General features: G+C 57.6%; 32 protein-coding genes. 31 read left to right on the forward strand and 1 reads right to left on the reverse strand.

Going from position 1 to position 20373, the window contains the following annotated elements; translation table 11 throughout:
• Window positions 1–26 precede the first annotated feature (26 nt).
• The 31 genes from tuf to bfr all read left to right on the forward strand — a co-directional run bounded on the left by tuf (window position 27) and on the right by bfr (window position 17290).
• Window positions 27–1220 carry an elongation factor Tu gene (gene tuf, locus ABE456_RS08310; protein ID WP_003255489.1) on the forward strand — a complete coding sequence of 398 codons (1194 nt, stop codon included), beginning with the start codon at window positions 27–29 and terminating at the stop codon, window positions 1218–1220.
• Between the two features lie 141 nt (window positions 1221–1361).
• Window positions 1362–1673: a 30S ribosomal protein S10 gene (rpsJ, locus tag ABE456_RS08315; RefSeq protein ID WP_003186070.1), complete on the forward strand. Its 312-nt coding sequence runs from the start codon at window positions 1362–1364 to the stop codon at window positions 1671–1673.
• Window positions 1674–1753: 80 nt separating this feature from the next.
• Window positions 1754–2389 carry a 50S ribosomal protein L3 gene (gene rplC, locus ABE456_RS08320; protein WP_056806901.1) on the forward strand — a complete coding sequence of 212 codons (636 nt, stop codon included), beginning with the start codon at window positions 1754–1756 and terminating at the stop codon, window positions 2387–2389.
• Window positions 2390–2401: 12 nt separating this feature from the next.
• Window positions 2402–3004 (forward strand): 50S ribosomal protein L4, encoded by a 603-nt coding sequence (rplD, locus tag ABE456_RS08325; protein WP_003255485.1) that lies wholly within the window; start codon window positions 2402–2404, stop codon window positions 3002–3004.
• The gene (rplW, locus tag ABE456_RS08330) at window positions 3001–3300 is read left to right on the forward strand and encodes a 50S ribosomal protein L23 (RefSeq protein ID WP_003255484.1); all 300 of its coding nucleotides are present in this window, start codon (window positions 3001–3003) and stop codon (window positions 3298–3300) included. Before rplD ends, rplW begins: the two co-directional genes overlap by 4 nt.
• 14 nt (window positions 3301–3314) lie before the next feature.
• On the forward strand, window positions 3315–4139 hold the full coding sequence (rplB, locus tag ABE456_RS08335) for a 50S ribosomal protein L2 (protein WP_003255483.1): 825 nt from the start codon (window positions 3315–3317) through the stop codon (window positions 4137–4139).
• A gap of 16 nt (window positions 4140–4155) precedes the next feature.
• Window positions 4156–4431, forward strand: a complete 276-nt coding sequence (rpsS, locus tag ABE456_RS08340) for a 30S ribosomal protein S19 (RefSeq protein ID WP_003255482.1) — start codon at window positions 4156–4158, stop codon at window positions 4429–4431.
• 11 nt (window positions 4432–4442) lie between these two features.
• Window positions 4443–4775: a 50S ribosomal protein L22 gene (gene rplV, locus ABE456_RS08345; RefSeq protein ID WP_003103908.1), complete on the forward strand. Its 333-nt coding sequence runs from the start codon at window positions 4443–4445 to the stop codon at window positions 4773–4775.
• Window positions 4776–4788: 13 nt separating this feature from the next.
• On the forward strand, window positions 4789–5475 hold the full coding sequence (rpsC, locus tag ABE456_RS08350) for a 30S ribosomal protein S3 (RefSeq protein WP_003255481.1): 687 nt from the start codon (window positions 4789–4791) through the stop codon (window positions 5473–5475).
• A 12-nt stretch (window positions 5476–5487) separates the two neighbouring features.
• The gene (gene rplP, locus ABE456_RS08355; RefSeq protein ID WP_003255479.1) at window positions 5488–5901 is read left to right on the forward strand and encodes a 50S ribosomal protein L16; all 414 of its coding nucleotides are present in this window, start codon (window positions 5488–5490) and stop codon (window positions 5899–5901) included.
• The gene (gene rpmC, locus ABE456_RS08360; protein ID WP_002555481.1) at window positions 5901–6092 is read left to right on the forward strand and encodes a 50S ribosomal protein L29; all 192 of its coding nucleotides are present in this window, start codon (window positions 5901–5903) and stop codon (window positions 6090–6092) included. The genes rplP and rpmC overlap by 1 nt, the downstream gene beginning before the upstream one ends.
• 2 nt (window positions 6093–6094) lie before the next feature.
• Window positions 6095–6361: a 30S ribosomal protein S17 gene (gene rpsQ, locus ABE456_RS08365; protein WP_003255478.1), complete on the forward strand. Its 267-nt coding sequence runs from the start codon at window positions 6095–6097 to the stop codon at window positions 6359–6361.
• A gap of 23 nt (window positions 6362–6384) precedes the next feature.
• Window positions 6385–6753, forward strand: a complete 369-nt coding sequence (gene rplN, locus ABE456_RS08370) for a 50S ribosomal protein L14 (RefSeq protein ID WP_002555479.1) — start codon at window positions 6385–6387, stop codon at window positions 6751–6753.
• 11 nt (window positions 6754–6764) lie between these two features.
• Window positions 6765–7079, forward strand: a complete 315-nt coding sequence (gene rplX / locus ABE456_RS08375) for a 50S ribosomal protein L24 (protein ID WP_003255476.1) — start codon at window positions 6765–6767, stop codon at window positions 7077–7079.
• A 20-nt stretch (window positions 7080–7099) separates the two neighbouring features.
• Window positions 7100–7639: a 50S ribosomal protein L5 gene (gene rplE, locus ABE456_RS08380; protein ID WP_003255474.1), complete on the forward strand. Its 540-nt coding sequence runs from the start codon at window positions 7100–7102 to the stop codon at window positions 7637–7639.
• Window positions 7640–7652: 13 nt separating this feature from the next.
• Entirely contained in the window at window positions 7653–7958 is a 306-nt protein-coding gene (gene rpsN / locus ABE456_RS08385) for a 30S ribosomal protein S14 (protein ID WP_009681970.1), read from the forward strand.
• 209 nt (window positions 7959–8167) lie between these two features.
• On the forward strand, window positions 8168–8560 hold the full coding sequence (gene rpsH, locus ABE456_RS08390; protein WP_346643481.1) for a 30S ribosomal protein S8: 393 nt from the start codon (window positions 8168–8170) through the stop codon (window positions 8558–8560).
• A 12-nt stretch (window positions 8561–8572) separates the two neighbouring features.
• The gene (gene rplF / locus ABE456_RS08395) at window positions 8573–9106 is read left to right on the forward strand and encodes a 50S ribosomal protein L6 (protein WP_003255469.1); all 534 of its coding nucleotides are present in this window, start codon (window positions 8573–8575) and stop codon (window positions 9104–9106) included.
• Window positions 9107–9116: 10 nt separating this feature from the next.
• Complete coding sequence (gene rplR, locus ABE456_RS08400; RefSeq protein ID WP_003255467.1) at window positions 9117–9467, forward strand: 50S ribosomal protein L18; 351 nt, start codon at window positions 9117–9119, stop codon at window positions 9465–9467.
• Window positions 9468–9470: 3 nt separating this feature from the next.
• Entirely contained in the window at window positions 9471–9971 is a 501-nt protein-coding gene (gene rpsE, locus ABE456_RS08405; RefSeq protein ID WP_003255465.1) for a 30S ribosomal protein S5, read from the forward strand.
• 2 nt (window positions 9972–9973) lie between these two features.
• Window positions 9974–10150, forward strand: a complete 177-nt coding sequence (gene rpmD, locus ABE456_RS08410) for a 50S ribosomal protein L30 (RefSeq protein ID WP_003255463.1) — start codon at window positions 9974–9976, stop codon at window positions 10148–10150.
• A 3-nt stretch (window positions 10151–10153) separates the two neighbouring features.
• The gene (rplO, locus tag ABE456_RS08415; protein ID WP_003255461.1) at window positions 10154–10588 is read left to right on the forward strand and encodes a 50S ribosomal protein L15; all 435 of its coding nucleotides are present in this window, start codon (window positions 10154–10156) and stop codon (window positions 10586–10588) included.
• The gene (gene secY, locus ABE456_RS08420) at window positions 10589–11920 is read left to right on the forward strand and encodes a preprotein translocase subunit SecY (protein ID WP_003257108.1); all 1332 of its coding nucleotides are present in this window, start codon (window positions 10589–10591) and stop codon (window positions 11918–11920) included.
• 28 nt (window positions 11921–11948) lie between these two features.
• Entirely contained in the window at window positions 11949–12065 is a 117-nt protein-coding gene (gene rpmJ, locus ABE456_RS08425; RefSeq protein WP_002555468.1) for a 50S ribosomal protein L36, read from the forward strand.
• A gap of 131 nt (window positions 12066–12196) precedes the next feature.
• Window positions 12197–12553: a 30S ribosomal protein S13 gene (gene rpsM / locus ABE456_RS08430; RefSeq protein ID WP_003255457.1), complete on the forward strand. Its 357-nt coding sequence runs from the start codon at window positions 12197–12199 to the stop codon at window positions 12551–12553.
• An 18-nt stretch (window positions 12554–12571) separates the two neighbouring features.
• Window positions 12572–12961, forward strand: coding sequence for a 30S ribosomal protein S11 (gene rpsK, locus ABE456_RS08435; protein WP_003255454.1), 390 nt, complete (start codon window positions 12572–12574; stop codon window positions 12959–12961).
• 15 nt (window positions 12962–12976) lie between these two features.
• Window positions 12977–13597 carry a 30S ribosomal protein S4 gene (gene rpsD / locus ABE456_RS08440; RefSeq protein ID WP_346643482.1) on the forward strand — a complete coding sequence of 207 codons (621 nt, stop codon included), beginning with the start codon at window positions 12977–12979 and terminating at the stop codon, window positions 13595–13597.
• 22 nt (window positions 13598–13619) lie between these two features.
• Complete coding sequence (gene rpoA / locus ABE456_RS08445) at window positions 13620–14621, forward strand: DNA-directed RNA polymerase subunit alpha (protein ID WP_099814598.1); 1002 nt, start codon at window positions 13620–13622, stop codon at window positions 14619–14621.
• Between the two features lie 42 nt (window positions 14622–14663).
• Entirely contained in the window at window positions 14664–15050 is a 387-nt protein-coding gene (gene rplQ / locus ABE456_RS08450) for a 50S ribosomal protein L17 (RefSeq protein WP_003255451.1), read from the forward strand.
• 172 nt (window positions 15051–15222) lie between these two features.
• Window positions 15223–16662, forward strand: a complete 1440-nt coding sequence (locus ABE456_RS08455) for a catalase (protein WP_346643483.1) — start codon at window positions 15223–15225, stop codon at window positions 16660–16662.
• Between the two features lie 163 nt (window positions 16663–16825).
• Window positions 16826–17290 carry a bacterioferritin gene (gene bfr / locus ABE456_RS08460; RefSeq protein ID WP_003257116.1) on the forward strand — a complete coding sequence of 155 codons (465 nt, stop codon included), beginning with the start codon at window positions 16826–16828 and terminating at the stop codon, window positions 17288–17290.
• A gap of 139 nt (window positions 17291–17429) precedes the next feature.
• Here bfr and uvrA read toward each other — a convergent pair whose 3' ends face one another.
• The gene (gene uvrA / locus ABE456_RS08465; protein ID WP_346643484.1) at window positions 17430–20264 is read right to left on the reverse strand and encodes an excinuclease ABC subunit UvrA; all 2835 of its coding nucleotides are present in this window, start codon (window positions 20262–20264) and stop codon (window positions 17430–17432) included.
• Window positions 20265–20373 lie beyond the last annotated feature (109 nt).

Raw genomic sequence — 20373 nt, forward strand, 5'->3', positions numbered from 1 at the left:
CCCCTTTAGGCAAGAGGTTCACTGTCGTGGCTAAAGAAAAATTTGATCGTTCCCTTCCCCACGTTAACGTCGGCACCATCGGCCACGTTGACCATGGTAAGACCACTCTGACCGCAGCTCTGACTCGCGTTTGCTCCGAAGTTTTCGGTTCGGCAATCGTTGAGTTCGACAAGATCGACTCGGCTCCGGAAGAAAAAGCGCGCGGTATCACCATCAACACCGCTCACGTTGAGTACAACTCGACCATTCGTCACTACGCTCACGTTGACTGCCCAGGTCACGCTGACTACGTGAAGAACATGATCACCGGTGCTGCCCAGATGGACGGCGCGATCCTGGTTTGCTCGGCCGCCGATGGTCCGATGCCACAAACCCGTGAGCACATCCTGCTGTCCCGTCAGGTTGGCGTTCCGTACATCGTGGTCTTCCTGAACAAGGCTGACCTGGTAGACGACGCTGAGCTGCTGGAACTGGTCGAGATGGAAGTTCGCGACCTGCTGTCCACCTACGACTTCCCAGGCGACGACACTCCGATCATCATCGGTTCGGCTCGTATGGCCCTGGAAGGCAAAGACGACAACGAAATGGGCACTACCGCTGTCAAGAAGCTGGTAGAGACTCTGGACAGCTACATTCCTGAGCCAGTTCGTGCCATCGACCAGCCGTTCCTGATGCCGATCGAAGACGTATTCTCGATCTCGGGTCGTGGTACCGTTGTTACCGGCCGTATCGAGCGTGGTATCGTCCGCGTTCAGGATCCGCTGGAAATCGTTGGCCTGCGTGACACCACCACCACCACCTGCACCGGTGTTGAGATGTTCCGCAAGCTGCTGGACGAAGGTCGTGCTGGCGAGAACTGCGGCGTTCTGCTGCGTGGTACCAAGCGTGACGACGTTGAGCGTGGCCAGGTTCTGGTCAAGCCGGGTTCGGTCAAGCCGCACACCAAGTTCACCGCAGAAGTCTACGTCCTGTCGAAGGAAGAAGGCGGCCGTCACACTCCGTTCTTCAAAGGCTACCGTCCTCAGTTCTACTTCCGTACCACTGACGTGACCGGTAACTGCGAACTGCCGGAAGGCGTTGAAATGGTAATGCCAGGTGACAACATTCAGATGACTGTTACCCTGATCAAGACCATCGCAATGGAAGACGGTCTGCGCTTCGCTATCCGTGAAGGCGGTCGTACCGTCGGCGCCGGCGTCGTAGCCAAAATCATCGAGTAATCACTCGACCGATTGAAAAAACCCCCGCTCAGCGGGGGTTTTTTTTATTGGGTTGACACTAAATGGGGGCGTCTATAGAATCACGCCTCCTTTTAGCGGGCGTAGTGCGTCCGTTGGGAACAGCCTGGAGTCTGAAATCCAATGCAAAATCAGCAAATCCGAATCAGGTTGAAGGCTTTCGACCATCGCCTGATCGACCAATCCACCCAGGAAATCGTGGAAACCGCGAAACGTACTGGTGCACAAGTGCGTGGTCCAATTCCACTGCCTACCCGCAAAGAGCGTTTCACCGTTCTGGTCTCCCCGCACGTCAACAAAGACGCGCGTGACCAGTACGAGATTCGCACTCATAAGCGTGTTCTGGACATCGTCCAGCCAACGGATAAAACCGTTGATGCGCTGATGAAGCTTGATCTGGCGGCAGGTGTGGAAGTACAGATCAGCCTCGGCTAAGACTTCGGTCTAGTCGTGTAACGCTCTGAAATGGGCGGCCATAGCGGGTGAAAGCCCCGTACACTCATGAGGTTTACAACATGACTATTGGTGTAATCGGTCGCAAGTGCGGTATGACCCGCATTTTCACCGAAGAAGGTGTCTCCATTCCGGTCACGGTCATTGAGATCGAACCGAATCGTGTCACCCAGTTCAAAACTGAAGAAACCGATGGCTACCGTGCAGTGCAAGTCACTGTCGGCGAGCGTCGTGCTTCGCGTGTGACTGCCGCTCAGGCAGGTCACTTCGCCAAGGCCAACGTTGCCGCTGGTCGCGGTGTTTGGGAGTTCCGTCTTGAAGAAGGCGATTTCCAGGCTGGCGATCTGATCAAAGCTGAACTCTTCGCTGCAGGCCAGCTGGTTGACGTTACTGGTCAGTCCAAAGGTAAAGGCTTCGCCGGTACCATCAAGCGCTGGAACTTCCGTGGTCAGGACAACACCCACGGTAACTCCGTGTCGCACCGTGTTCCTGGTTCCATCGGCCAGTGCCAGACTCCTGGTCGTGTGTTCAAGGGCAAGAAAATGTCCGGTCACATGGGCGCCGAGCGCGTGACTGTTCAGTCCCTGGAAGTAGTACGCGTAGACGCTGAACGCAACCTGCTGCTGATCAAGGGTGCCGTACCTGGCGCTACTGGCGGCGACGTGGTTGTACGTCCAGCTGTCAAGGCTCGCGGTTAAGGGGAAACTGACATGCAACTTAATGTAAATGACGCTCAGGCGATCGAAGTTTCCGAACTGACTTTCGGTGGCGAATTCAACGAGACGCTGGTTCACCAAGCAGTCGTGGCCTACATGGCCGGCGGCCGTCAGGGCACCAAGCAGCAGAAGACCCGTTCCGACGTGGCTGGTGGCGGTAAGCGCCCATGGCGTCAGAAGGGTACTGGCCGTGCTCGTGCTGGTACCACTCGTGGTCCGATCTGGCGTGGCGGTGGTGTAACCTTCGCAGCTCGCCCTCAAGATCACTCGCAGAAGCTCAACAAGAAGATGTACCGCGCAGCCCTGCGCTCCATCCTCGCTGAGCTGGTGCGTAGCGACCGTCTGGTCGTGGTTCAGGACTTCGCTGTTGAAGCACCGAAAACCAAAGATCTGCTGAACAAGCTGAACGGCATGGGTCTGAGCGACGTACTGATCGTTTCCGACGCTGTTGATCAGAACCTGTACCTGGCTGCTCGCAACCTGCCGCACGTCGACGTACGTGACGTACAAGGTTCCGACCCGGTCAGTCTGATCGCATACGAGAAAGTGTTGATCACTGTCTCGGCCGTGAAGAAATTCGAGGAGCTGCTGGGATGAACCAGGAACGCGTATTCAAAGTCCTCCTTGGCCCGCACGTTTCCGAGAAGGCTACCGTTCTGGCTGAGAAAAAAGGCCAGTTCGTATTCAAGGTTGCTACCGATGCAACCAAGCTGGAAATCAAGAAAGCTGTCGAAGGCCTGTTCAACGTAAAAGTTGAAAACGTGTCGACTGTTAACGTTCTGGGTAAAACCAAGCGTACCGCACGTGGTCTGGGCAAGCGTAATGACTGGAAGAAGGCGATCGTCTCCCTTCAGCCAGGCCAAGATCTCGATTTCAGCAGCAGTGCTGAGTAAGGAAGGGGTGCATCATGGCAATCGTTAAATGCAAACCGACTTCCCCTGGCCGCCGTTTCGTGGTCAAGGTGGTCAACAAGGAGCTGCACAAAGGCGCTCCTCACGCACCGCTGATCGAGAAAAAATCGAAGTCTGGTGGTCGTAACAACAATGGCCGCATTACCACTCGTCACGTTGGTGGTGGTCATAAGCAGCATTACCGTCTGGTCGACTTCCGTCGCAACGACAAAGATGGCATCCCAGCCACTGTCGAGCGTATCGAATACGACCCGAACCGTACTGCTCACATCGCCCTGCTGTGCTACGCAGACGGTGAGCGTCGCTACATCATCGCCCCTAAAGGCGTGAGCGCTGGCGACCAGCTGATCGCAGGTGCCCTGGCCCCAATCAAGGCCGGCAACTCCCTGCAGCTGCGCAACATTCCAGTAGGTAGCACCATTCACGGCATCGAACTGAAGCCGGGTAAAGGTGCACAGATCGCACGTTCCGCTGGTGCCTCGGCTCAGCTGATCGCCCGCGAAGGTGTCTACGTGACCCTGCGTCTGCGCTCTGGTGAAATGCGTAAAGTCCTGGCTGAGTGCCGTGCGACCCTGGGCGAAGTCTCGAACTCCGAGCACAGCCTGCGTTCGCTGGGTAAAGCTGGTGCCAAACGCTGGCGCGGCGTTCGCCCAACCGTTCGTGGTGTTGCCATGAACCCGGTTGACCACCCACATGGTGGTGGTGAAGGTCGTACCTCCGGTGGTCGTCATCCGGTATCGCCATGGGGCTTCCCAACCAAGGGTGCTAAAACCCGTGGTAATAAGCGTACCGACAACATGATCGTCCGTCGTCGCAAGTAACTAGAGGGATACGACAGTGCCACGTTCTCTGAAAAAAGGTCCTTTTATCGATCTTCACCTGCTGAAGAAGGTCGAAGTGGCGGTGGAGAAGAACGATCGCAAGCCAGTTAAAACCTGGTCGCGTCGCTCGATGATCCTGCCACAAATGGTCGGTCTGACCATCGCGGTTCACAACGGTCGCCAGCATGTTCCAGTTCTCGTGAACGAAGACATGGTCGGCCACAAACTGGGCGAGTTCGCCGGTACCCGCACCTATCGCGGGCACGTGGCTGACAAGAAAGCCAAGCGTTAAGGGGTAAGGAAATGGAAGTAGCCGCTAAGTTGTCGGGCGCTCGCATCTCCGCCCAGAAAGCCCGCTTGGTCGCCGACCAGATCCGCGGGAAGAAGGTGGGCGAAGCGCTCAACCTGTTGGCCTTCAGCAGCAAAAAAGCCGCTGAAATCATGAAGAAAGTCCTCGAGTCGGCCGTAGCCAACGCCGAACACAACGAAGGCGCAGACGTTGATGACCTGAAGGTCTCCACCGTCTTCGTCAACGAAGGGCGTTCGCTGAAGCGCATCATGCCACGTGCCAAAGGCCGTGCTGATCGCATCGTCAAGCGGTCTTGCCATATCACTGTCAAGGTTGCGGACAAGTAACGGAGTCGATCAGATGGGTCAGAAAGTACATCCCACTGGCATTCGCCTGGGAATCGTCAAGGAGCACACCTCCGTCTGGTACGCAGACGGTGCTACTTACGCAGATTACCTGTTGAAGGATCTGAAAACGCGTGAGTACCTCCAAGACAAACTAAAAAGCGCGTCCGTAAGCCGTATCGATATTCATCGTCCGGCTCAAACTGCACGCATCACCATCCACACCGCTCGTCCAGGTATCGTTATCGGGAAGAAAGGTGAAGATGTCGAGAAGCTGCGTCAGGACCTGACCAAGCAGATGGGTGTGCCTGTGCACATCAACATCGAAGAGATCCGCAAGCCGGAACTCGACGCTATGCTGGTTGCGCAGAGCGTAGCTCAGCAGCTGGAACGCCGCGTAATGTTCCGTCGCGCCATGAAGCGCGCCGTACAGAACGCCATGCGTATTGGTGCCAAGGGCATCAAGATCCAGGTGAGCGGTCGTCTCGGCGGTGCTGAGATTGCTCGTACCGAGTGGTATCGCGAAGGTCGTGTGCCTCTGCACACCCTGCGTGCCGATATCGACTACAACACCTACGAAGCTCACACCACTTACGGTGTGATCGGTGTGAAGGTTTGGATCTTCAAAGGCGAAGTTATTGGTGGTCGCCAAGAAGAACTGAAACCACAAGCACCAGCGCCTCGTAAAAAAGCTGCTAAGTAAGGGGTACGCCAAATGTTGCAACCAAAGCGTACAAAATTCCGCAAGCAGATGACTGGCCACAACCGTGGTCTGGCACTGCGCGGTAGCAAAGTCAGCTTCGGCGAATTCGCCCTGAAAGCTGTTGCTCGCGGTCGCCTCACCGCTCGCCAGATCGAGTCCGCACGTCGTGCGCTGACCCGTCACGTTAAGCGTGGCGGTAAGATCTGGATCCGTGTGTTCCCGGACAAGCCGATCTCCAAGAAGCCTCTCGAGGTTCGTATGGGTAAAGGTAAGGGCTCCGTGGAATACTGGGTTGCCCAGATCCAGCCAGGCAAAGTCCTGTACGAGATCGAGGGTGTTTCTGAAGAGCTGGCGCGCGAAGCTTTCGCCCTGGCTGCTGCAAAGCTGCCTCTCGCCACCTCCTTTGTTAAGCGGACGGTGATGTGATGAAAGCGAATGAACTTCGTGAAAAATCGGCACAGCAACTGAACGAGCAACTGCTCGGCTTGCTGCGCGACCAGTTCAATCTGCGTATGCAGAAAGCAACTGGCCAGTTGGGGCAGTCGCACCTGCTCTCGCAAGTTAAGCGTGACATCGCTCGCGTGAAAACTGTGCTCAACCAGCAGGCAGGTAAGTGATCATGGCTGAAGCTGAAAAAACCGTCCGTACGCTGACTGGCCGTGTCGTCAGCGACAAAATGGACAAGACCATCACCGTTCTGATCGAGCGTCGCGTAAAGCACCCGATCTACGGTAAATACGTTAAGCGTTCGACTAAGCTGCACGCGCACGACGAAGCCAACCAGTGCAAGATCGGCGACAAGGTTTCCATCCGTGAAACCCGTCCGCTGGCCAAGACCAAGTCCTGGGCACTGGTTGAAGTCCTCGAACGCGCTGTTGAAGTCTAAGGGCTAGGGGTCGGAGAAATTTTATGATTCAGACTCAATCCATGCTCGATGTGGCCGATAACAGCGGCGCTCGTCGCGTCATGTGCATCAAGGTGCTCGGCGGTTCGCACCGTCGTTACGCCGGCATCGGTGACATCATCAAAGTAACCGTCAAGGAAGCAATTCCGCGCGGTAAGGTCAAAAAAGGCCAGGTGATGACTGCTGTTGTCGTCCGTACCCGTCACGGTGTACGTCGCGCTGACGGTTCCATCATTCGTTTCGACGGCAACGCTGCTGTTCTGCTGAACAACAAGCAAGAGCCGATCGGCACTCGCATCTTCGGGCCAGTGACCCGTGAACTTCGTACTGAGAAGTTCATGAAGATCGTCTCGCTCGCCCCTGAAGTGCTGTAAGGAGATCCGACATGCAAAAGATTCGTCGTGACGACGAGATCATCGTGATCGCCGGCAAAGACAAAGGTAAGCGCGGTAAGGTGCTGAAGGTTCTGGCTGATGACCGTCTGGTCATCGGTGGCGTGAACCTGGTCAAGCGTCATACCAAGCCTAACCCGATGGCGGGCGTTCAGGGCGGTATCGTCGAGAAAGAAGCGCCTCTGCACGCTTCCAACGTTGCCATCTTCAACGGCGAAACCAACAAGGCTGACCGCGTTGGTTTCAAAGTAGAAGACGGTAAGAAAATTCGTGTCTTCAAGTCGACCCAAAAAGCGGTTGATGCTTGAACACTGCTAGGTAGAAGACCATGGCACGACTGAAAGAGATTTACCGGAACGAAATCGCTCCTAAGCTTAAGGAAGAACTTAAGCTGTCGAACGTGATGGAAGTTCCGCGCGTTACCAAAATCACCCTGAACATGGGTCTGGGCGAAGCGATCGGCGACAAGAAAGTCATCGAGCACGCTGTTGCCGACCTGGAAAAGATCACCGGTCAAAAGCCGGTCGTGACTTTCGCTCGCAAATCCATCGCTGGCTTCAAAGTCCGCGAAGGCTGGCCGATCGGCGTCAAGGTGACCCTGCGTAGCGACAAGATGTACGAATTCCTGGACCGCCTGCTGGCGATCTCCCTGCCTCGGGTTCGCGACTTCCGCGGCCTGAATGCCAAGTCCTTCGATGGCCGTGGCAACTACAGCATGGGCGTGAAAGAGCAGATCATCTTCCCGGAAATCGACTACGACAAGATCGATGCTCTGCGCGGTTTGGACATCACCCTGACCACCACTGCTCGTTCGGACGACGAAGGCCGCGCTCTGCTGCGTGCTTTCAAGTTCCCGTTCCGCAACTGATTGGAGTAGGAAAATGGCCAAGAAGAGCATGAAAAACCGTGAGCTGAAGCGTCAGCTGACGGTAGCCAAGTTCGCTAAGAAGCGTGCTGAGCTGAAAGCGACCATTGTCAACGTTAACGCCTCTCCAGAAGAGCGTTTCGCTGCCGTTGTCGCTCTGCAGAAGCAGCCACGTGACGCTAGCGCCTCGCGCCTGCGCAACCGTTGCCGCCTGACCGGTCGTCCTCACGGTGTATACCGTAAGTTCGGCCTGGGCCGTAACATGCTGCGTCAAGCTGCAATGCGCGGTGACGTACCAGGTCTGGTCAAGGCCTCCTGGTAATCGCTGCAGGCAGAATCCCGGCGGAAGGGGAGCAATCTTCCGACCGTCGGTGACCTCGCCAACAAACAAGCCCCTATATGGGGCTTGTTTCGTTTCTGCCTTGTGTCTAGAATGACCGGCTCACCTGAGCCTGGGTTTTTTGCCCAATCCGCTCGGGTGGTTGTCATAGCCGCAAGGCTAATAATTCTTGTATCAGGAGCATCTAGCCCATGAGTATGCAGGACCCGTTAGCGGACATGCTAACTCGCATCCGTAATGCCCAGATGGCTGAAAAGTCCGTCGTAAGCATGCCTTCCTCTACCCTGAAGGTCGCGGTTGCCAAAGTTCTGAAGGACGAAGGTTACATCGCTGGCTACCAGGTAACTGGTGAGGCCAAGCCTTCCCTGTCGATCGAACTGAAGTACTTCGAAGGCCGTCCGGTCATCGAGGAACTGAAGCGCTCCAGCCGTCCAGGCCTGCGCCAGTACAAGGCCGTCTCCGATCTGCCGAAAGTACGTGGCGGTCTGGGCGTGTCTATCGTCTCCACCAACAAAGGTGTGATGACTGATCGCGCTGCGCGCGCTGCCGGTGTCGGCGGCGAAGTTCTGTGCACAGTGTTCTAAGGGGGGATAGACATGTCTCGCGTCGCTAAGAACCCCGTTAAGCTGCCATCCGGTGTCGAAGTCAAATTCGCCGGCCAACAGCTTTCGGTGAAGGGTGCCAAAGGCACTCTCGAACTGAACGTTCACTCGTCTGTTGAAGTTACCGAAGAGTCTGGTGAGCTGCGTTTCGTCGCTCGCAATGGTGACCAGCAAGCTCGTGCCATGGCCGGTACTACCCGTGCTCTGGTCAACAACATGGTCCAAGGCGTAAGCCAAGGCTTCGAGCGCAAGCTCCAGCTGGTCGGTGTTGGTTACAAGGCACAGGCTAAAGGCACCGTCCTGAACCTGGCCCTGGGCTTCTCTCACCCAGTGGACTACGAACTGCCAGCCGGTATCACCGCTGAAACTCCTAGCCAGACCGACATCCTGATCAAGGGTATCGATAAGCAGCTGGTAGGTCAGGTGGCCGCTGAAATCCGCGACTTCCGTCCGCCAGAGCCTTACAAAGGCAAAGGTGTGCGTTACGCGGACGAAGTAGTCCGTCGTAAAGAAGCCAAGAAGAAGTAGGGCCTAGTAAATGACCGACAAAAAAGTTATTCGACTGCGTCGCGCTCGCAAAGCACGTCTCAAGATGCACGAACTCGAAGTCGTGCGCCTGTGCGTGTTCCGCTCCTCGCAGCACATCTACGCCCAGGTCATTTCGGCCGACGGCAGCAAGGTTCTGGCAAGCGCCTCGACCTTGGACAAAGACCTGCGTGATGGCGCCACTGGCAACATCGACGCGGCCACTAAGGTTGGCAAGCTGGTAGCTGAGCGTGCGAAAGCCGCCGGTGTATCTCAAGTTGCCTTTGACCGTTCCGGCTTCAAGTACCATGGCCGCGTCAAAGCGCTGGCTGATGCTGCTCGTGAAGGCGGGCTGGAGTTCTAAGTTATGGCAAATAACGATCAAAAGCGCGACGAAGGCTACATCGAGAAGCTGGTTCAAGTTAACCGCGTTGCCAAAACCGTAAAAGGCGGCCGTATCTTCACCTTCACCGCGCTGACCGTGGTTGGTGATGGTAAAGGTCGTGTCGGCTTCGGCCGTGGCAAGTCGCGCGAAGTACCAGCCGCGATCCAGAAAGCCATGGAAGCTGCTCGCCGCAACATGATCCAGGTTGACCTGAAGGGCACCACCCTGCAGTACGCCACCAAGGCTGCCCACGGCGCCTCGAAGGTTTACATGCAGCCTGCCTCGGAAGGTACCGGTATCATCGCCGGTGGCGCAATGCGTGCTGTCCTGGAAGTTGCTGGCGTTCAGAACGTTCTGGCCAAGTGCTACGGTTCGACCAACCCAGTGAACGTGGTTTACGCCACCTTCAAGGGTCTGAAAGCCATGCAATCTCCTGAATCCATTGCTGCCAAGCGCGGCAAGAGCGTCGAGGAGATCTTCTGATCATGGCAACCGTAAAAGTAACGCTGATCAAGAGCGTCTCGGGCCGTCTGCCTAACCACAAACTGTGCGTTAAAGGCCTGGGTCTGCGTCGCATCGGTCACACTGTAGAAGTCCAGGATACTCCCGAGAACCGCGGGATGATCAACAAGGCTTACTACATGCTGAAGGTCGAGGGTTAATCGATGAAACTCAATGATCTGAGTCCAGCGCCGGGTTCCCGTCGCGAGAAGCATCGTCCAGGTCGTGGTATCGGTAGCGGTCTGGGTAAGACCGGCGGCCGTGGCCACAAAGGTCAGACCTCCCGTTCGGGCGGTTCGATCGCTCCTGGCTTCGAAGGCGGTCAACAGCCGCTGCACCGTCGTCTGCCGAAGTTCGGCTTCGTTTCCCTGAAAGCCATGGACCGCGCTGAAGTGCGTCTGTCCGAGCTGGCCAAAGTGGAAGGCGACGTGATCTCCGTGCAATCCCTGAAGGATGCCAACGTGATCAACCAGCACATTCAGCGTGTGAAAATCATGCTGTCTGGCGAAGTTACTCGCGCAGTCACCATCAAGGGTATCGCAGCCACCAAGGGTGCGCGTGCGGCTATCGAAGCAGCTGGCGGCAAATTCGAGGAATAAATGGCTAAGCAAGGTGCTCTCTCTTCGCTCGGTAAGGGCGGGATGTCGGAACTCTGGGCTCGTCTGCGCTTTCTGTTTATGGCGATCATCGTCTATCGGATAGGTGCGCATATCCCGGTTCCAGGCATCAATCCGGACCGTCTGGCGGATCTGTTTCGGCAGAATGAGGGGACCATTCTTAGCTTGTTCAACATGTTTTCCGGTGGCGCGCTTGAGCGCATGAGCATCTTTGCACTGGGGATCATGCCGTACATCTCGGCATCGATCATCATGCAGCTGATGACGGCGGTCAGCCCGCAACTGGAGCAGTTGAAGAAGGAAGGTGAAGCTGGCCGTCGCAAGATCAGCCAGTACACCCGCTACGGCACCGTTATCCTGGCACTGGTTCAAGCCATTGGCATGTCCATTGGCCTGGCCAACCAGGGCGTGGCGTTTTCTGTAGGCCTGGGCTTCCATGTCGTCGCTGTCTCCACTTTCGTGGCCGGCGCGATGTTCATGATGTGGCTGGGCGAGCAGATCACCGAGCGCGGTGTGGGCAACGGTATCTCGATGTTGATCTTCGCAGGTATCGTTGCCGGTCTTCCGAGAGCAATCGGGCAGTCTTTCGAGTCTGCACGCACAGGCGATATCAACATTTTCGCCCTGGTCGCTATCGGTTTGCTGGCAGTAGCGATTATCGGTTTCGTGGTGTTCATTGAGCGTGGTCAGCGTCGTATCGCCGTTCACTACGCCAAGCGTCAGCAGGGCCGCAAGGTCTTCGCTGCGCAGACCAGCCACTTGCCGTTGAAGGTGAACATGGCGGGGGTTATCCCGGCCATTTTCGCGAGCAGCATTCTGCTGTTCCCGGCTTCGCTGGGTGCCTGGTTCGGTCAGTCCGAAGGTATGGGCTGGCTGCAGGACATCTCGCAGTCGATCGCTCCTGGTCAGCCGTTGAACATTTTGCTGTTTAGTGCAGGGATCATTTTCTTCTGCTTCTTCTACACAGCGTTGATGTTCAACCCGAAAGACGTAGCGGAAAACCTGAAGAAGTCCGGTGCCTTTATTCCGGGTATCCGTCCTGGTGAGCAGTCGGCGCGCTACATTGATGGCGTTCTGACCCGTTTGACCATGTTCGGTGCTCTTTACATGATGGCCGTCTGCCTTCTGCCCCAGTTCCTGGTGGTGGCAGCAAATGTGCCGTTCTACCTTGGCGGGACCTCGTTGCTGATTGTGGTAGTGGTTGTGATGGACTTCATGTCCCAAGTACAATCGCACCTCGTTTCGCACCAGTACGAATCCCTGATGAAGAAAGCCAACCTGAAAGGCTACGGTGGCAGCGGTCTGCTGCGCTGATACGCCCCTAAGGTTCGAGGAGTCGGTAATGAAAGTTCGTGCATCGGTGAAAAAGCTGTGCCGTAACTGCAAGATCATCCGTCGCGAAGGCGTCGTACGAGTGATCTGCAGCGCGGAACCGCGTCACAAACAGCGCCAAGGCTGAGTGTGATCTGCGCTTCAAACCCAGCAGCTAGTGTGCTGCTGGGTTGATTATTCGTTTCTACAGCGATATTATCTCGCGCCCTATTTCTTGGCTTCCGGGGCGTAGGTAGCTGTCAATTGGAGTCCCACTGAATGGCCCGTATTGCAGGCGTCAACATTCCAGATAACAAGCATACTGTTATCTCGCTGACCTACATCTATGGTGTCGGTCGCACAACTGCACAGAAGATCTGTGCAGACGCTGGTGTAAACCCAGCCGCTAAGATCAAGGATCTGAGCGACGAGCAAATCGAAACCCTGCGTGGCGAAGTCGCGAAGTTCACCACCGAAGGTGACCTGCGTCGTGACATCAACATGAAGATCAAGCGCTTGATGGACCTGGGTTGCTACCGCGGCCTGCGTCATCGTAAAGGTCTGCCGGTTCGCGGTCAGCGCACCAAGACCAACGCACGCACCCGTAAGGGCCCGCGTAAGCCGATCCGCAAGTAACCGCCCAGGAATATAGACATGGCAAAACCTGCTGCTCGTCCTCGTAAGAAAGTCAAAAAGACAGTGGTTGATGGCATCGCCCACATCCATGCGTCTTTCAACAACACCATCGTGACCATCACCGACCGTCAGGGCAACGCTTTGTCCTGGGCGACCTCCGGTGGTTCGGGTTTCCGTGGTTCGCGCAAATCCACCCCGTTCGCAGCTCAGATCGCTGCTGAGCGTGCTGGTCAAGCTGCGCTGGAATACGGTCTGAAGAACCTCGACGTAAACGTCAAGGGTCCAGGTCCAGGTCGTGAGTCCGCCGTTCGTGCACTGAACAGCTGCGGCTACAAGATCGCCAGCATCACCGACGTGACGCCAATCCCGCATAACGGGTGCCGTCCGCCGAAGAAGCGTCGCGTGTAATCAGGAGACAGAAGAATGGCACGTTACATTGGTCCAAAATGCAAACTGTCTCGTCGTGAAGGCACCGATCTGTTCCTGAAGAGCGGCGTTCGCGCTCTGGAATCGAAGTGCAACATCGAAGCAGCCCCAGGTATCCACGGCCAGCGCCGTGGCCGTCAGTCCGACTACGGCACCCAGCTGCGTGAGAAACAAAAAGTCCGTCGTATCTACGGTGTTCTGGAGCGTCAGTTCCGCGGTTACTACCAAGCTGCTGCCTCGAAAAAAGGCGCAACCGGTGAGAACCTGCTGCAACTGCTCGAGTGCCGTCTGGATAACGTCGTTTACCGTATGGGCTTCGGCTCGACTCGTTCCGAGTCGCGTCAGCTGGTTTCGCACAAAGCGATCAGCGTCAACGGTAAGACTGTAAACATTCCATCCTACCAAGTTCGTCCGGGTGACGTGGTCGCGGTCCGCGAGAAGTCGCTGACCCAGCTGCGCATTGTTCAAGCCCTTGAACTGTGCGCCCAGCGTGGCCGCGTTGAGTGGGTTGACGTGGATGCTGCCAAAAAGTCGGGCGTTTTCAAGAACGTTCCTGCTCGCAGCGACCTGTCTGCCGACATCAACGAAAACCTGATTGTCGAGCTCTACTCCAAGTAAGGGCTAGAAAATAGGTGCATCCATGCAGATTTCGGTAAATGAGTTCCTGACTCCCCGCCATATTGATGTGCAGGTAGTCAGTCCGACCCGCGCCAAGATCACGCTCGAGCCTCTCGAGCGTGGCTTTGGCCACACCCTGGGCAACGCGCTGCGCCGCATCCTGTTGTCCTCCATGCCTGGCTGTGCAGTAGTCGAGGCCGAGATCGATGGCGTACTCCATGAGTACTCCGCGATCGAAGGTGTTCAGGAAGACGTAATTGAAATCCTGTTGAACCTGAAAGGCCTGGCTATCAAACTGCACGGTCGTGACGAAGTTACGCTGACCTTGTCGAAAAAGGGTTCGGGGGTGGTTACCGCTGCCGATATTCAGCTGGATCACGATGTCGAGATCGTCAACCCCGATCACGTAATCGCGAACCTGGCGTCGAATGGCGCCCTGAACATGAAGCTCACTGTAGCTCGTGGTCGTGGTTACGAGCCGGCCGACTCCCGTCAAGCCGACGAAGACGAAAGCCGTAGCATTGGCCGTCTGCAGTTGGACGCTTCGTTCAGCCCGGTGCGTCGTATCGCCTATGTGGTCGAAAACGCCCGTGTTGAACAGCGTACCAACCTGGACAAACTGGTCATTGATCTGGAAACCAACGGCACCCTGGATCCTGAAGAGGCTATCCGCCGCGCTGCGACCATCCTGCAACAGCAGCTGGCCGCGTTCGTCGACCTCAAAGGTGACAGCGAGCCTGTCGTAGTCGAGCAGGAAGACGAGATCGATCCGATCCTGCTGCGTCCGGTTGACGACCTGGAACTGACTGTACGTTCGGCCAACTGCCTCAAGGCGGAGAACATCTACTACATCGGCGACCTGATTCAGCGTACCGAAGTAGAGCTGTTGAAGACTCCTAACCTGGGCAAGAAGTCCCTGACTGAAATCAAGGACGTCCTGGCCTCTCGTGGTCTGTCTCTCGGCATGCGCCTCGACAACTGGCCGCCTGCAAGTCTTAAGAAAGACGACAAGGCGACCGCCTGATCGTCGTAATCACCGAACGTAGTGTTTGGTAAGGAATGAATCATGCGTCATCGTAAAAGTGGACGTCACCTGAGCCGTACCAGCTCTCACCGCAAGGCTATGTTCCAGAACATGGCAGTGTCGCTGATCGAGCACGAGCTGATCAAAACCACCCTGCCGAAAGCCAAGGAACTGCGCCGCGTTGCCGAGCCGCTGATCACCCTGGCCAAGGAAGACAGCGTTGCTAACCGTCGTCTGGCCTTCGACCGTACCCGTTCGAAGTCCGCTGTTGGCAAACTGTTCAACGACCTGGGCAAGCGTTACGCCACCCGTCAGGGCGGCTACCTGCGCATCCTGAAGTGCGGTTTCCGCGCTGGCGACAACGCGCCTATGGCGTACGTCGAGCTGGTTGATCGTCCGGTCGGCGGTGCTGTAGAAGCTGCTGAGTAAGACGTTCTGTCTGCTACAAAGAACCGGGCCTAGTGCCCGGTTTTTTGTGTCCGCCTACATTGTTTATTTCTATTGATACAAGTCATGTAATGAATTTGTCCTGAGGCGACCGCTCGTCAATACTCCTTCTCAAGCCGATTAGCCGGCAGTCGAAGACCGATAAGGAGAGCCCATGAGCAAGATTCTCACCACCGCCAGCGGTGCACCTGTAGCCGACAACCAGAATTCCCGTTCCGCCGGCCCTCGCGGCCCGCTGCTGCTCGACGATTTCCACTTGATCGAGAAGCTTGCCCATTTCAATCGCGAGAACATTCCTGAGCGCCGCGTGCACGCCAAGGGCTCGGGTGCCTATGGCAGCTTTACCGTCACCCGTGATATTACCGGCTACACCAGCGCCAAGCTGTTCGAACAGGTCGGCAAACAGACCGAGACCTTCCTGCGCTTCTCTACGGTTGGTGGCGAGCGTGGCTCTGCCGATACCGAGCGCGATCCACGTGGCTTCGCCGTGAAGTTCTACACCGAGGAAGGCAACTGGGACATCGTGGGCAACAACACGCCAGTGTTCTTTATTCGTGACCCGCTGAAGTTCCCGGACTTTATCCACACCCAGAAGCGCCACCCACAATCCAACCTGAAGAACGCCCAGATGATGTGGGACTTCTGGTCGCACTCCCCCGAGGCGCTGCACCAGGTCACTATCCTGTTCTCTGACCGTGGCATTCCAGACGGCTATCGCCACATGCACGGCTTTGGCAGCCACACCTACAGCCTGATCAATGCCAAGGGGGAGCGCACCTGGGTCAAGTGGCACTTCAAGACCCAGCAAGGCATCAAGAACTTGGCCCCGGCAGATGCTGCACGCCTGGCAGGTACTGACCCGGACTACGCACAGCGCGACCTGTTCGAGGCCATTGAGCGTGGCGACTACCCGCGCTGGACCGTATGTATTCAGGTGATGAGCGAGGCCGAGGCCGCCAGCCGCGACGAGAACCCCTTCGACGTGACCAAGACCTGGTCGCAGAAGGACTACCCGCTGATCGAGGTGGGCGTGCTGGAGCTCAACCGTAACCCGCTCAACTACTTTGCCGAGGTCGAGCAGGCTGCCTTCGGACCGAGCAATATGGTGCCAGGGGTGGGCCTGTCGCCTGACCGCATGCTGCAAGGCCGTGTGTTCGCTTACGCTGACGCGCACCGCTACCGTGTGGGCACCAACCACCAGCAGCTGCCGGTGAATGCGCCGCGCTGCCCGGTCAACAGCTATCAGCGCGACGGCTCCATGGCCACCGGCAGTTACGGCAGCGCGCCCAACTACGAGCCCAATAGCTACGCCGAGGCACCGAAGCAGTCGCCACGTCATGCCGAGCCAGCATTGGCCTTGAACGGTTCGGCTGACCGTTACGATCACCGCGAGGACACCGACTACTTCAGCCATGCCGGTGCGCTGTTCCGCTTGATGAGTGATGAGCAGAAGGCCTTGCTGATCAATAACATCGCCGGGACCATGGCAGGGGTTAGCGAAGACGTGGTCCAGCGCCAGCTGCAGTACTTCTTCAAGGCCGACCCGGCTTATGGCGAAGGGATTGCCAAGGCCTTGGGCGTCAATCTCGCCTAAGTCGAAGTGATAAGAAGAACCGCCCTCATTTGGGCGGTTTTTCAATGAATATCACTACTGTTTAACCGATTTTTTGCTTCTAATTGCGCGTTTTTCAGTGACCGCGGGCAAAAGCTGGTTCACACTATGTGGCATAGACGTTTTCACATGGAGAAGCAGGGCGATGCAAGGCCACCCGGACGTAATCAACTACCTCGTCACGCTGCTGAAGGGCGAACTGGCGGCACGCGACCAGTACTTCATTCATTCGCGCATGTACGAAGACTGGGGCCTGTCCAAACTCTACGAGCGCATCAACCACGAGATGGAAGAAGAGACGCAGCACGCCGATGCTCTGATGCGTCGCATCCTCATGCTCGAGGGCACCCCCGACATGCGTGCAGACGACCTGGAAGTCGGTAGCACCGTGCCGGAAATGATCGAGGCTGACCTCAAACTTGAGTACAAGGTGCGCGGCGCCCTGTGCAAAGGCATCGAGCTGTGCGAGCTGCACAAGGACTACATCAGCCGTGACATCCTGCGTGCACAGCTGGCCGATACTGAAGAAGATCACACCTATTGGCTGGAGAAGCAGCAGGGCCTGATCAAGGCCATTGGCCTGGAGAATTACCTGCAGTCGCAGATGTAAAAGCTGGGGGCTGCTTTGCAGCCCTTTCGCGACACAAGGCCGCTGCTACAGGCGATCGCGTTTCCGCTTGGGTTTACGCGCTCCCCCTGTAGGAGCGGCCTTGTGTCGCGATAGGGGCGCAAAGCGCCCCCATTTACCCTCAAGCCCGATCCCGCTCCAGCAGCGGTTTCAGGTAATGCCCGGTATACGACTGCTTCATCTCGCTCAGCTCTTCCGGCGTACCACAGGCAATGATCTGCCCACCCTTGGAGCCACCCTCCGGCCCCAGGTCTACCAGCCAGTCGGCAGTCTTGATCACATCCAGGTTGTGTTCGATCACCACCACAGTGTTGCCGTGGTCACGCAGGCGATGCAATACGTCCAGCAGCTGCTGGATATCGGCGAAGTGCAGGCCCGTGGTTGGTTCATCGAGGATGTACAAGGTCTTGCCGGTATCGCGCTTGGACAGCTCGCGTGACAGCTTCACCCGCTGTGCTTCGCCGCCAGACAGCGTGGTCGCCGACTGGCCCAGCTTGATGTACGACAGGCCTACATCCATCAACGTTTGCAGCTTGCGCGCAAGCGCCGGCACCGCATCGAAGAACTCTCGGGCGTCCTCGATGGTCATTTCCAGCACCTCGTGGATGTTCTTGCCCTTGTACTTGATCTCCAGGGTTTCGCGGTTGTAACGCTTGCTCTTGCACACGTCGCACGGCACGTAGATGTCCGGCAGGAAGTGCATCTCCACCTTGATCAGGCCATCGCCCTGGCAGGCCTCACAACGGCCACCCTTGACGTTGAACGAGAAGCGCCCTGGGCCATAACCGCGCGAACGCGATTCTGGCACGCCAGAGAACAGCTCGCGGATCGGCGTGAAGATACCGGTGTAGGTCGCCGGGTTGGAGCGCGGGGTGCGGCCGATCGGGCTCTGGTCGATATCCACCACCTTGTCCAGGTGCTGCAGGCCGTCCATGCTGGCGTGTGGTGCAGCTTCCAGGCTGCTTGCGCCATTGAGGGCAGTGGCGGCCAGGGGGAACAGGGTGTTGTTGATCAGTGTCGACTTGCCCGAGCCGGATACCCCGGTCACACAGGTCAGCAGGCCGATCGGTACTTCCAGGTCGACGTTCTGCAGGTTGTTGCCGCGTGCGCCCTTGAGCTTGAGTTGTAGCTTCTTGTTGCGCGGTGTGCGCTTGGCCGGCACGACGATCTTCTTGCGCCCGGACAGGTACTTGCCGGTCAGCGAGTCAGGGTGTTCCATGACTTCCTGCGGCGAGCCTTCGGCGACGATCTGCCCGCCATGCACACCGGCACCCGGGCCGATGTCGACCACGTAGTCGGCCAGACGGATGGCGTCCTCGTCGTGCTCCACCACAATCACCGTGTTACCCAGGTCGCGCAGGTGGTTGAGGGTGGCCAGCAGGCGGTCGTTGTCACGTTGGTGAAGGCCGATGGATGGCTCATCGAGGATGTACATCACCCCCACCAGGCCGGCACCGATCTGGCTGGCCAGGCGGATACGTTGCGCTTCACCACCGGACAAGGTATCGGCACTGCGGTCGAGGGTAAGGTAGTCGAGGCCGACGTTCACCAGGAACTGCAGGCGTTCGCAGATTTCCTTGAGGATCTTCGCTGCGATTTCGCCACGGCGACCGGTCAGGGTCAGGTCGCCGAAGTAATTGCTGGCTTCACCGATCGGCAGGTTGGTCACCGCCGGCAAGGTCTTCTCGCCCACCCAGACGTGACGTGCCTCTCGGCGCAAGCGGGTGCCACGGCAATCCGGGCAGGGCTGGGTGCCGAGGAACTTGGCCAGCTCTTCGCGCACGGTGGCCGATTCGGTTTCGCGGTAGCGGCGCTCCAGGTTCGGCACGATGCCTTCGAACGGGTGCGAGCGCTTGACGATGTCGCCTCGGTCGTTGAGGTACTTGAAGTCGACGCTCTGCTTGCCGCTGCCCTGCAGGATCACCTTCTGGTGCTCGGCTGACAGCTCGCCGAACGGCTCCTCCAAGCTGAAGCCGTAATGCGCGGCCAGCGAGCCGAGCATCTGGAAGTAGTACACATTGCGCCGGTCCCAGCCACGGATCGCGCCTTCGGCCAAGGTCAGCTCGCTGTTAACCAGGCGCTTGGTGTCGAAGAACTGCTTCACTCCCAGGCCATCGCAGGTCGGGCAGGCGCCAGCCGGGTTGTTGAAGGAGAACAGCTTCGGCTCCAGCTCGCTGATCGCATGGCCACACAGTGGGCAGGCGAAGCGCGCGGAGAAGATCATCTCTTCGCCTTGTTCGTCGTCCATCGGTGCCACCAGGGCGATGCCGTCGGCCAGCTTCAGCGCGGTCTCGAACGACTCGGCCAGGCGCTGTTGCAGGTCGGCGCGGACCTTGAAGCGGTCCACCACCACATCGATGCTGTGCTTCTTCTGCTTGTCCAGCTTGGGCAGCTCATCAAGCTCATAGAGCTTGCCGTTGACCCGGGCACGGACGAAGCCCTGGGCGCGCAGCTCGTCGAACACTGCCAGGTGCTCGCCCTTGCGCTCGCGCACCACCGGCGCCAGCAGCATCAGCTTGCTGCCTTCCGGGCGCTCCAGCACGAGGTCGACCATCTGGCTGATCGTTTGCGCCTCCAGCGGGATATCGTGGTCGGGGCAGCGTGGGGTACCGACGCGGGCATACAGCAGGCGCAGGTAGTCGTAGATTTCGGTGATGGTGCCGACCGTGGAGCGCGGGTTGTGCGAAGTCGACTTCTGTTCGATGGAAATCGCCGGCGACAGGCCTTCGATGGTGTCGACGTCGGGTTTTTCCATCATCGACAAGAATTGCCGGGCGTAGGCCGACAGCGATTCGACGTAGCGGCGCTGGCCTTCGGCGTACAGGGTATCGAACGCCAAGGACGACTTACCGGAACCGGACAGGCCGGTGATCACGATCAGTTTGTCCCGGGGCAGGGTCAGGTCGATGTTCTTCAGGTTGTGGGTACGCGCCCCACGAATCAGGATCTTGTCCACTGCGGCCTCGCTCGGCGGGCATAAACAAGGAAGTATACGGCGCGCTGCCAGTACGCGGCAAAGCGTCGCGTAGATGCCGTCAAGCTGTCGGACTGATAGAATCCCCGCC

This window comes from Pseudomonas sp. TWI929, assembly GCF_039673335.1.
In the GTDB taxonomy this organism is placed as follows: Bacteria; Pseudomonadota; Gammaproteobacteria; order Pseudomonadales; family Pseudomonadaceae; genus Aquipseudomonas.